The sequence below is a fragment of the Pedobacter africanus genome (assembly GCF_900176535.1).
Lineage (GTDB): Bacteria > Bacteroidota > Bacteroidia > Sphingobacteriales > Sphingobacteriaceae > Pedobacter > Pedobacter africanus.
In genome coordinates this window covers 197,165-207,556 of sequence record NZ_FWXT01000002.1, presented here as the reverse complement: position 1 = coordinate 207,556, position 10,392 = coordinate 197,165, and the positions used below count along the sequence as shown (strand labels likewise).

General features: G+C 43.7%; 12 protein-coding genes. 5 read left to right on the top strand and 7 right to left on the bottom strand.

Annotated elements, in window-relative coordinates:
• Positions 1-57 precede the first annotated feature (57 nt).
• Both B9A91_RS15240 and B9A91_RS15235 read left to right on the top strand, forming a co-directional pair.
• The gene (locus B9A91_RS15240) at positions 58-1,203 is read left to right on the top strand and encodes a pyridoxal phosphate-dependent aminotransferase (RefSeq protein WP_084239875.1); all 1,146 of its coding nucleotides are present in this window, start codon (positions 58-60) and stop codon (positions 1,201-1,203) included.
• An 18-nt stretch (positions 1,204-1,221) separates the two neighbouring features.
• Positions 1,222-2,070, top strand: coding sequence for a prephenate dehydrogenase (locus B9A91_RS15235; RefSeq protein WP_084239874.1), 849 nt, complete (start codon positions 1,222-1,224; stop codon positions 2,068-2,070).
• Here B9A91_RS15235 and B9A91_RS15230 read toward each other — a convergent pair whose 3' ends face one another.
• The gene (locus B9A91_RS15230) at positions 2,071-3,606 is read right to left on the bottom strand and encodes a SulP family inorganic anion transporter (RefSeq protein WP_084239873.1); all 1,536 of its coding nucleotides are present in this window, start codon (positions 3,604-3,606) and stop codon (positions 2,071-2,073) included.
• A gap of 127 nt (positions 3,607-3,733) precedes the next feature.
• Between B9A91_RS15230 and B9A91_RS15225 the strand changes: the two genes are divergently transcribed.
• Together B9A91_RS15225 and B9A91_RS15220 are read left to right on the top strand one after the other, a co-directional pair.
• A complete protein-coding gene (locus B9A91_RS15225) occupies positions 3,734-4,348 on the top strand; it encodes a GNAT family N-acetyltransferase (RefSeq protein WP_235012574.1) in 615 nt (204 codons plus the stop codon).
• Positions 4,349-4,490: 142 nt separating this feature from the next.
• Complete coding sequence (locus B9A91_RS15220) at positions 4,491-6,080, top strand: ABC-F family ATP-binding cassette domain-containing protein (RefSeq protein ID WP_084239871.1); 1,590 nt, start codon at positions 4,491-4,493, stop codon at positions 6,078-6,080.
• On the opposite strand, the gene B9A91_RS15215 is transcribed toward B9A91_RS15220, so the two are convergent.
• The 6 genes from B9A91_RS15215 to B9A91_RS15190 all read right to left on the bottom strand — a co-directional run bounded on the left by B9A91_RS15215 (position 6,072) and on the right by B9A91_RS15190 (position 9,323).
• On the bottom strand, positions 6,072-6,542 hold the full coding sequence (locus tag B9A91_RS15215) for a DoxX family protein (protein ID WP_084239870.1): 471 nt from the start codon (positions 6,540-6,542) through the stop codon (positions 6,072-6,074). The genes B9A91_RS15220 and B9A91_RS15215 overlap by 9 nt on opposite strands.
• Before the next feature lie 54 nt (positions 6,543-6,596).
• A complete protein-coding gene (locus tag B9A91_RS15210; protein WP_084239869.1) occupies positions 6,597-7,163 on the bottom strand; it encodes a Crp/Fnr family transcriptional regulator in 567 nt (188 codons plus the stop codon).
• Entirely contained in the window at positions 7,163-7,696 is a 534-nt protein-coding gene (locus B9A91_RS15205) for a hypothetical protein (RefSeq protein WP_084239868.1), read from the bottom strand. Before B9A91_RS15205 ends, B9A91_RS15210 begins: the two co-directional genes overlap by 1 nt.
• Positions 7,697-7,763: 67 nt before the next feature.
• Complete coding sequence (locus tag B9A91_RS15200; protein ID WP_084239867.1) at positions 7,764-8,471, bottom strand: DUF4142 domain-containing protein; 708 nt, start codon at positions 8,469-8,471, stop codon at positions 7,764-7,766.
• A gap of 58 nt (positions 8,472-8,529) precedes the next feature.
• Positions 8,530-8,754 (bottom strand): CDGSH iron-sulfur domain-containing protein, encoded by a 225-nt coding sequence (locus B9A91_RS15195; RefSeq protein ID WP_084240247.1) that lies wholly within the window; start codon positions 8,752-8,754, stop codon positions 8,530-8,532.
• 107 nt (positions 8,755-8,861) lie between these two features.
• Positions 8,862-9,323: a DUF4268 domain-containing protein gene (locus tag B9A91_RS15190; protein WP_200815670.1), complete on the bottom strand. Its 462-nt coding sequence runs from the start codon at positions 9,321-9,323 to the stop codon at positions 8,862-8,864.
• A gap of 81 nt (positions 9,324-9,404) precedes the next feature.
• Here B9A91_RS15190 and B9A91_RS15185 point away from each other — a divergent pair, with 81 nt between their 5' ends.
• Positions 9,405-10,352 (top strand): sugar phosphate isomerase/epimerase family protein, encoded by a 948-nt coding sequence (locus B9A91_RS15185; RefSeq protein ID WP_084239865.1) that lies wholly within the window; start codon positions 9,405-9,407, stop codon positions 10,350-10,352.
• Positions 10,353-10,392: the final 40 nt, after the last annotated feature.

The following is a 10,392-nucleotide window of genomic DNA, read 5'->3' as shown; positions in this document are numbered from 1 at the left end:
GAAAATTATTTCCATGATAGTTACGAATATCATACCGAGGGATAACAAAGTTTAATCATGATTGCAAAAAGACTGGAGGGTATTAGCGAGTATTACTTCTCCCAAAAACTGAGGGAGATAGATTCCCTCAACAAAGAAGGAAAAAACATCATTAACCTGGGCATTGGCAGTCCCGACCTTCCACCTCATCCTGATGTGATCAGGACGCTGCAGGAAGAGGCTGTAAAGCCAACTGTGCATGGCTACCAGGGCTATAAAGGTATTCCGGCATTGCGCCAGGCCTTTGCCGACTGGTACCGGCAATGGTACAGGGTTGACCTTAATCCGGATACAGAAATACTGCCGCTTATTGGCTCAAAAGAAGGTATTGTGCACATTTGCATGACCTATCTGAACGAGGGCGACGAAGCGCTGATCCCCGATCCGGGCTACCCTACCTATGCCAGCGCAGTTAAACTGGCCGGTGGTAAAGCTGTTACCTATCAGCTGCACGAAGAGTTAAACTGGTCTCCTGACCTGGAAGCTCTTTCCGCCAGTGATCTGAGTAAAGTAAAACTGATGTTTGTGAATTACCCGCATATGCCTACCGGCAGACAGGCAGGCCCTGGTTTCTTCGAAAAGCTGATTGGCTTTGCCAAAAAACATCAGATCCTGCTGGTACACGATAACCCCTATAGTTTTATCCTGAATGACCGCCCCTTAAGTTTGATGGAGTTACCCGGTGCCAAAGCCGTAGTACTGGAGCTAAACTCCCTGAGCAAATCGCACAACATGGCCGGTTGGCGCATAGGAATGCTTTGTGCAGCTAAAGAACGGATTGAAGAAGTACTCAGGTTTAAAAGCAATATGGATTCGGGTATGTTTATGCCAATGCAGCTGGCAGCAGTAAAAGCATTAGGACTGGGTAGCGACTGGTACAACCACATCAACAGCATTTATGCCGAACGCAGAACCAAAGTATACCGTATTCTTGATATATTGGGCTGCAGCTATGCATCGGACCAGGTAGGCCTCTTTGTCTGGGCAAAAATACCGGCACACTATGCCGATGCCTATGCCCTTAGCGATGAGGTCCTTTATGGGGCGAATGTTTTCCTGACCCCCGGAGGTATATTCGGCAGCCAGGGCAACAGGTATATCAGGATCAGTCTTTGCGGCGACCTATCGAGATTTGAAGAGGCGATAAATCGCATCAGTAAATAATATTAAACGCATAACATAATGAAAATAGCAGTAGTCGGCCTCGGACTTATAGGAGGTTCCATGGCTTTGGTGCTGAAGCAAAAGGGCTTCGCCACAAAGGTATATGGTGTAGATAATCAGGAAGCACACACAAAGAAGGCACTGGAGCTGGGAATTGTAGATGAAATAACCGATCTGGATAAGGCGGTTGCAGTAAGCGACCTGGTCATCCTGAGCGCTCCTGTAAGTGCCTGTGCTGCGTTGTTACCAGGCATACTTGACCAGGTTGAGCACCAGATTATATTGGATACCGGGTCTACTAAAATGTCGCTGCTTGAGGCCGCAAATGGCCATACCAAAAGAGGCAGATATATTGCCACTCACCCTATGTGGGGTACAGAATTCAGCGGACCGGAAGCCGCAACCGAGCTGGCCTTTACCGGCAGGGCCAACGTAATCTGTAATGCCAGCGAAAGCGATAAAGATGCGCTGGAAACTGTAGAACAGCTGTACGCACTGCTGGGTATGTACAATGTATATATGGATGGGAAAGACCATGATGTGCACGTAGCCTATGTGAGCCACATTTCCCACATTACCTCTTTTGCCCTGGCCAATACCGTTCTGGAAAAGGAGAAAGAAGAAAACGCAATTTTTGAGCTGGCCAGTGCCGGTTTTGAAAGTACGGTAAGGCTGGCAAAAAGTAGCCCGGCCATGTGGGTACCTATATTTCAGCAGAACAAAGAGAATGTACTGGACGTTTTGAATGAGCACATTACCCAGCTCAGGAAATTCAAGTCATGCATTGAAAAAGAAAACTGGGCCTACCTTTCCGAGTTGATGGAACACGCAAACAAGATCAGAAACGTACTGGACCGTAAGGCTTAATCAGCTGCCGGCCACATTGTATTGAGGATCTTCAATAATGTTGACATCAATAACTGATTCAGCATTTTTCAGTAGCCTTTTACAATCAGGGCTCAGGTGTTTCAGCTGCAGCTTTTTTCCGGCTTTGGCATAACGCTCTGTAAGTTTGTTCAAAGCTTCAATACCCGACATGTCTGCTACCCTGCTGTCTTTAAAGTCAATGACAACAACCAGAGGGTCTTCAGCTACATCAAATTTTTCATTGAAAGCGGCAACAGATGCAAAAAACAGCGGCCCATAAATCTCATAGTGTTTAATACCTGTTGTTTCATCTATATATTTCCTGGCACGGATTCTTTTGGCGCTTTCCCAGGCAAAAACCAATGCCGAAATGATAACCCCGATCAGTACCGCCAGTGCCAGGTTATGAAGGTAAATGGTAATTAGTGCTACCAGTATACCTACAAATACATCTTGCTTTGGCATTTTATTAATGATTCTGAAGCTTGCCCATTCAAAGGTACCCACGGCTACCATAATCATCACCCCGGTTAATGCAGCCATAGGAACGCGGTCTATAACCGGGGCCCCAACTAAAATAATTAAAAGAATGGTAAGTGAAGCGATGATTCCTGATAGGCGCGCCCTTGCCCCTGCAGACAGGTTAACCAGTGTTTGCGCAATCATAGGACAGCCACCCATGCCTAAAAAGAAACCATTGGCAATATTCGCAGCTCCCTGCGCAATACTTTCCCTGTTGCCATCCCCTCTTGTGGCTGTAATCTCATCTACCAGGTTTAATGTCAGTAAGCCTTCCGTAAGCCCAACCCCTGCCATAATCAGTGCATAGGGAAAAATTACCTGTAAAGTCTGCAGGTTAAAAGGTATGGCCGGAATGTGAAATGATGGGAAGCCGCCGCTAACTGATGCAATGTCTTTGACTGTCTTGGTATCGATATTAAAGCCAAGTACCAGCAAAAAAACAATAACAATGGCTACAAGTGATGGTGGTACTGTTTTGGTGATGCGCGGAAAAACAATTACGATAGCTATGGTAAGTGCCACAAGCGCGGCCATTATATATAAAGGACTGCCGCTAAGCCAGACTGGCGCTCCGTTTACCATTGTTTTAAACTGCTCCAGCTGCGCCATAAAAATAACAACCGCCAGTCCGTTCACAAAGCCATACATTACCGACTGCGGTACCAGCCTGATGAACTTGCCCAGTTTAAATATCCCTACCAGGATCTGGATCATACCCGCCAAAGCTACTGCTCCAAAAACATATTCAATACCATGTGACTTCATCAGCGCGATAAGTACAATAACTGTAGCACCGGCACCTCCGGAAATCAGGCCCGGCCTGCCACCAAAAACCGAAGTGATAAGGCCCATGATAAAAGCAGCGTACAAACCCGCCAGCGGAGGAAACCCAGCCAGTATAGCAAAAGACAAAGACTCCGGCATCATGGTCATCGCTACAGTGAGCCCTGCCAGAATTTCGTTCTTATAATTGATTTTTTGTTTGAAGTCGAACAGATTAAAATAAGTCTTCATCTCCAGCCTTCCCGCTTTATTTCAAACATCGCCGCGGCATCTTTCAAAAGAATCTCCCGCAGTAGCATGCGATCGGTTTCTGCATAAATCTTCATAAGCGCAAATTTACTAGCTTTGAGGCATGAATATGAAAATATTGCAAGGAAATTTTGTAAGGCTGGAGCCCCTTAGCCATGCCCATACAGATGGCTTAACTGAAGCTTCGGCTGGAAATGAATTGTTATTTAAATGGACGCCGGTTCCGCAAGGTAAGGCAGCCGTAACGGACTATATCAATACTGCGCTAAAAATGAAGCGTTCCGGTACTTCCGAACCCTTTGCAATTATAGGGAGTGATGGGCTGGTAAAAGGCTCTACCCGTTTCTGGAACATGGAGTACTGGGCCTGGCCCGAAGGGCACCCACGACATGGAAACAAAAGCCCCGATGTTTGCGAAATTGGTCATACCTGGCTAACACATACGGCAATACGCACAGGCATCAATACAGAAGCAAAATTGTTGCTGCTCACCCATGCTTTTGAAACCTGGAATGCATTACGTGTTTGCCTTCATACCGACGTCCGTAACGAACGTTCGCGTGCAGCCATTGAGCGCATAGGCGGAAAATTGGAAGGAATACTCAGGGCGCAAAAAATGAGTGCGGATTTTAAGCCCAGGGATTCGGCACGTTATTCAATTATCGTAGAAGAATGGCCTGAGGTAAAGGAAAACCTGATTTCAATGCTGAAATCCAGAAATTAACACAAGATAAGCTTAACTTTTATTATCTTTGCCCACACAAACAATACAAAACTAAATGTAGGATATAATTTCTTTCAGAAAATAAACAGGATTGCCCGTAACTGGCAATCTTTCATTTGTTCACCTGTTAAAGAAAGAAATTATGCTTATTCTTCAAGACCTTACCTATATACATCCCAATAAAGATTTATTGTTTACTGATTTAAATTTCATAGTAAACAAGCAAGATAAAATTGCCTTAATAGGCAATAATGGCTCCGGAAAATCTACACTTTTGAAGATCCTGGCCGGAGCGCTGCACCCCTCGGCCGGACTGGTAAAAAATAATCCTAAACCTTATTATATTCCCCAGGTTTTTGGTCAGTTTAATGATTACACTGTAGCGCAAGCTCTTCAGATCAGCGATAAGCTTCAGGCCTTGAATGAAATTCTGAATGGAAACATCACGGATGAAAACCTGAGCCAGCTTAACGATGACTGGGCTCTGGAAGAACGCTGTCAGAAAGCCTTTGACTACTGGGGCCTTGAGGGGCTGGATTTAACCCAGAAAATAGAAACGCTGAGCGGCGGACAAAAGACGAGAGTGTTTTTGGCAGGAATTATGGTTAACCGCCCCGAATCCGTATTGATGGACGAGCCAAGTAATCATTTAGATACCACCGCCAGAAACATGCTTTATGATTACATCAGCCAAACGAAAAACACTTTAATTGTAGTAAGCCATGACCGCACACTGCTAAACCTTTTGGATGTAGTATATGAACTTAGCAAAGGTGGGATTAACATTTATGGCGGAAATTATGATTTCTATGTTGAACAGAAAAACACAGAAACAGCAGCGCTGAACCAGGATTTAAAAAACAAAGAAAAGTCTCTTCGCAGCGCCAGGGAAACAGAAAAAGAAGCGATGGAAAGGCAGCAAAAACTGGATGCAAAGGGAAAGAAGAAACAGGAAAAAGCCGGTCTACCAACCATAGTGATGAATACCCTGAGAAACAAGGCCGAGAACAGTACCTCGAAAATGAAGAGCGTCCACGCTGAAAAGATAAACAACATTTCCGTGGAACTTACGCAATTGCGTAGCACACGTCCGGAGAGCGGCAAAATGAAAATGAACTTCGATAATTCGGCCCTGCATACAGGAAAAATCCTGATCGACGCAAAAGACATTAATTTTGGATATACCGACCACCCGCTTTGGAAAAAAGGTTTAAATTTTCAAATCAATGCTGCCAAACGCATACTCATTAAAGGATTAAATGGTTCAGGAAAAACTACTTTAATTAAAATACTACTGGCCGAACTTCAGCCAGGATGGGGCACCATTCAACGCGCAAAGTTCAATTCGGTGTATATCGATCAGGATTATTCCTTAATAGACAACAGGCTTACAGTTTATCAGCAGGCAGAACGGTACAATACCGGCATACTTCAGGAGCATGAAATAAAAACCCGCCTGAACAGGTTTCTCTTTACATCAAACTATTGGGACAAACCCTGCAGCGCGCTGAGCGGAGGTGAAAAAATGAGGCTTATGCTCTGTTCGCTCACCATCAGCAACCAGGCTCCGGATATGATCATACTGGATGAACCTACCAACAACCTGGATATTCAGAACATTGAAATATTAACAACGGCAATTAATGAATACCAGGGCGCACTACTTGTGGTATCTCATGATGAGCACTTCTTAAAAGACATCCATATAGAACAGGCCATTGAATTAACCTGACTTTCTTTGTTGACTTTTTATGGCCGAAAAATAAATCCATGCAATAAAAAACAATTGCAAAGGGATCCTAAACCATAGATATCCGGTACCAGTGCCTTCATAGTTGGCTTTGTACATATCGATATGCTCCAGCGCAGCTTTAGCGTTCGATGGCAGGATAAGTATAAAAAAGAGGATCAGCAGCCAGGCGGTAAGCAACCTTAATTTAGGGAGCTGCAGGCCAATGGCTGCTGCAACCTCAATAACCCCGGTTAGATAAACCAGCTCTATTTTGAAGGGAATAAAGTCGGGAACCATCATGCTCATCCCCCTGGCAAACATAAAATGCCCCAATGCTGTAAATAACAGCATGACCGACATTCCTATTCTTGCAGCAGCCGGCAAGTGATGTTCGTGGCTCATGATTTTAATGACAAGCGCCGCAATACCCGTTGAAATAAACAATACAACTAATACATTCATGATTTTTTATTTACAAAATTGAACATTGCAGAAAGCATACGCAATGAACCTGGGTTAAGAAATCCGTCGTCTTATTCTGCTAAGGGCTTGTGGGGTAATGCCAATATAAGAAGCAATGAATTTTAAAGGAATCTGCTGAAATAAATGTGGTTTTTCCGCAAAAAGGTTCAGGTAACGCTGCTCTGCGGTATCGTTTAAAAGCGAAAGCTCTCTTTTTGATTTTTCCAGAAATAAGGCCTCTGCCGCTCCCCTTCCTATGGTGTTACCTATTGCAGTATTTTCATAGACCAATTGCAGGTCAGCATAATTTATACGCCATAAAACGGTTTCAGTGACGGTTTCTATGTGGTATACCGATGGAGTTTGGGTTAGAAACGAATCGTATGCGCTTACAAAAGCACCAGCATGTGCAAAACCAAAAGTAAGGTCATCAAACTCAGCTGGAATGCAAAGCCGCACTATCCCATTTTCAATAAATGACAGGTAATTTTCTACTGTTCCTGCTTTTAGAACAACAGCCTTTTTTTTGAACTCCTGTTTTTTTAGTTTAGACAAAAAAAATTGCCAATCGGTATCGGAAAGTTTGGCAATTTTCTCAAAGTACGTCCGGATTTGTTCCATCAATTCATTTGAGGAAGTGGCAACAGGTATTCTTCCATATGGGCTTTATTAAACCGGTTGAAAGCATTCATGAATGTTTTGTAGTCCTGATTGGAAACAGGAAGCGAAGTCTGGTAAAGATTAACAGGTTGTAAGCGTTCGTCAATAGACTCAAATATCAGTTTCATGGCCTGGTTACCGGCCTGAAAATTCTCATGAAAAGGAATTACCCTTAGGGTTTTGGTAATACTTACAGTTCTTAGGGGCATTTTAATGAAGCCATAGCACTGCTGATAAGTTAAAGTATGTTTTTTCAAAATGATCGTTTCCGATCCATAAAGGTTCCAGAGTGAATACCGGAACAACAGAACCTCCATTACAGCAATGAATAATGTAATTATACCTATATCTCCTATAAAAAAAAGTACCACCACAGCAATCAATAAAATATTCAACGCATATAAAAAGATTTTGCCAGCGGTGGAAGATACCACAGCTATCGTAGTTTTTATAGAATTATCACCCTCCTCAATAGTAAAACGCCCTGCTTTCATAAACTTGTAAATTACCCTGCAAAGCTAGCAAATCATTGGCATAATGCCGAAAATAGAAGGTTTTTAATCAGTTTTTCTGCTTTGGGCTAACCAATTTTGTCAGCTCACGGGCATCCTCCAGCTGTTTCTTCGCCAGGGGCAGGTATGCCGTTCCAAAATTCTTCAGACCATTATCTTTAGACGCTCCTGCCACAGTAAGCAGCAATATCAGGTCCTGATGACCTGATATCATCGCCTGGACATAGTCAAAATCACTCTTTGCTACTGCAGATCCCGCTTTGGGGCTATTCTGGCTACGGACCGCTTGCGCTGCCAGCAGCTTTTTAAGCTGACTTTGAGCAGCCCCGTATTCTTTTAAAACCGCCTCAGCGTAATTCCTGATCTTTTCCTTTCCGGTGCTTTTCAAGATGCTGCCGCTCATATCTACGATTCCATTCTGTAGCTCCGAAATCCGGCCCATCAGTTCTTCGTCGCTTAAACCCGACAGCTTACGCTCAGAGATTTTGACAGCTACATTTGCTTTTGCGATTGCGCTATTGGCAATACTGGTTGCACTTTCTTCGGAACCGGCCCCGTTTGATCTGCCAATCCCAGGGGTAAGTCCATCACCACTCGCATTGATCACCCCCCTGCTTGGGTTCTTAATTGTTGGCGTAACACCGGTTATCGCCGGTTTACGTTTCTGCTCAGCATCTCTTGTGGGCTTCCTGGACACGCAGGAACCGAACAGGCAAATAACAAGGCTCAAACCGGTGAATAGCTGAAAAGGCTTCATAGCTGTACATTTATTAGTTACTAATAACTACAAAAAACAATACCAGAATGTTTAGAAATTACACCTTTTTAGGTGGAAGCTCGAAAGCAATAGCTTCATGTTCAAAGTGGCCGTTATGAGAACCATCACAAAAAGGCTTATTCTTAGACAGTCCGCAACGACAGATAGACAACACGGTTCTTCCCTGTAAGCCATAAGCATCCCCATTTCTATCCACGATTTCGAAATCACCTTCTATTTTTACCGATCCGTTGTTGTTAATTGTAAGTTTTGTTTTTGACATTTGATTTTTAATTTCCCGCAAAACTAGAACAATGCCGAAACAGTTTAGCATATGATTTTAGTTTAGAAACGTTATTGCTAAACTTAAAACCTGTAAAGCCACCCCTCTTAATTAAACAATTCAAAGCCATATTTTGCGTCGCTCCAAAATTCATCCAGCGCAATGATTCGCGGCTTAAAAAAAGAAATAAGCGCGGGCCAGTCTTCTTTTCTAAAAATACTTACGCCTTCGATTTTCTGGCAGATCCTGCTTACCGTTTTTCCATTTTCTCCGGTTACGTGCAGTTCCCAGCTCCACGCTTCTCCAAGCTGGAGCTCCAGCAGCTTCCGGTATGCTTTAAATTGCTCAAAAACAAGTTCCTGCATACCGGTATCTGGATGGGCAATTTCTATAGCAATATCAGCACTGCGGCCATCGGCCTGCATTTTAAAAAAAACATGTTTGATCCCGGTCTTGTAATTGACCCAGTTTATCTTTAGCCCCTCTGCCGAAGGCTGTGGCGCGATATACTGCCCAAATGTAGTCCAGAATGTTTGTCTGAGTTGTGAAGCCTGATCTTTTGAGTACAAAACCTGTAGTTTTAAACCAACAAAGATCATTAATTAGGTCGACATATTGTCACTCTAAGTTCTCTTTGATATCTTTAGGAAATGAATCCAACTATTACCCGTAAAGATTTCATCAGGTATTCGCTTATAGCCGCGGCAGCTTTACCAGCATCTTTCCCTGCTTTTGGCGGCCCGGTTAAAAAAGGCCTACCCAGCAATAAGCTGAGCATCAGCATATTTTCCAAAAACCTGCATTGGCTAAACTATAAAGATATGGCAAAGCTTGCGGCAAAAATGGGCTTTGACGGGATAGACCTTACCGTTAGGCCCAAAGGCCATGTATTGCCTGAAAAGGTAAAAACCGACCTGCCGCTGGCTGTTGAAGCCATAAGAAATGAAGGCCTGGAAGTCTTTACCATGACAACAGATATCAAGGCTGCAGATGAAAAACACACCATAGACATTTTAAAAACTGCCTCAGCGCTGGGTATAAAAAACTACAGAATGGGCTGGTATCCTTATCCGGATGACGGAGATCCCGCAGCCAGTATAGCGCAGTTTAAAAAACAGCTGGCAGCACTTGCTGTGCTGAATGAACGCTACAACATTCATGGCGACTACCAAAACCATACCGGTTTGTTTGGCGGCTCACTCTGGGACCTGTGGCTGGCCATTAAAGACCTGGACCCAAAATGGATTGGCTGCCAGTTTGATGTAAGACATGCAACCGTAGACGGTGCCAAAGCATGGCCAAACGGGTTTAAGCTTTTGCACAAACATATAGGTTCTATGCCCATCAAAGATTTTTACTGGGCAAAGGAAAATGAAAAATGGGTTCCCCGGAATGTTTCCCTCGGTGAGGGTATGGTCGATTTCAAACAGTATTTTCAGCTCCTGAAAAAATACAACATTATAAAGCCCATATCCCTGCATTACGAATATCCGTTGGGAGGTGCGGAGTCTGGTGCTACGAAACTCTCGATATCAGAACAGGAAGTGATCAGGTATATGGAAGCCGACCTGAAAACACTAAAATCCTGGCTGGCTTAAAATTTTTAACCCATACTTCAGGCTAATGTAAAATTAGCCG

Bases quoted from the DNA above. Each gene is read 5' to 3' on its own strand.
- B9A91_RS15240 (WP_084239875.1), top strand. From the start codon at position 58: ATGATTGCAAAAAGACTGGAGGGTATTAGCGAGTATTACTTCTCCCAA.
- B9A91_RS15235 (WP_084239874.1), top strand. From the start codon at position 1,222: ATGAAAATAGCAGTAGTCGGCCTCGGACTTATAGGAGGTTCCATGGCT.
- B9A91_RS15230 (WP_084239873.1), bottom strand. From the start codon at position 3,606: ATGAAGACTTATTTTAATCTGTTCGACTTCAAACAAAAAATCAATTAT.
- B9A91_RS15225 (WP_235012574.1), top strand. From the start codon at position 3,734: ATGAAAATATTGCAAGGAAATTTTGTAAGGCTGGAGCCCCTTAGCCAT.
- B9A91_RS15220 (WP_084239871.1), top strand. From the start codon at position 4,491: ATGCTTATTCTTCAAGACCTTACCTATATACATCCCAATAAAGATTTA.
- B9A91_RS15215 (WP_084239870.1), bottom strand. From the start codon at position 6,542: ATGAATGTATTAGTTGTATTGTTTATTTCAACGGGTATTGCGGCGCTT.
- B9A91_RS15210 (WP_084239869.1), bottom strand. From the start codon at position 7,163: ATGGAACAAATCCGGACGTACTTTGAGAAAATTGCCAAACTTTCCGAT.
- B9A91_RS15205 (WP_084239868.1), bottom strand. From the start codon at position 7,696: ATGAAAGCAGGGCGTTTTACTATTGAGGAGGGTGATAATTCTATAAAA.
- B9A91_RS15200 (WP_084239867.1), bottom strand. From the start codon at position 8,471: ATGAAGCCTTTTCAGCTATTCACCGGTTTGAGCCTTGTTATTTGCCTG.
- B9A91_RS15195 (WP_084240247.1), bottom strand. From the start codon at position 8,754: ATGTCAAAAACAAAACTTACAATTAACAACAACGGATCGGTAAAAATA.
- B9A91_RS15185 (WP_084239865.1), top strand. From the start codon at position 9,405: ATGAATCCAACTATTACCCGTAAAGATTTCATCAGGTATTCGCTTATA.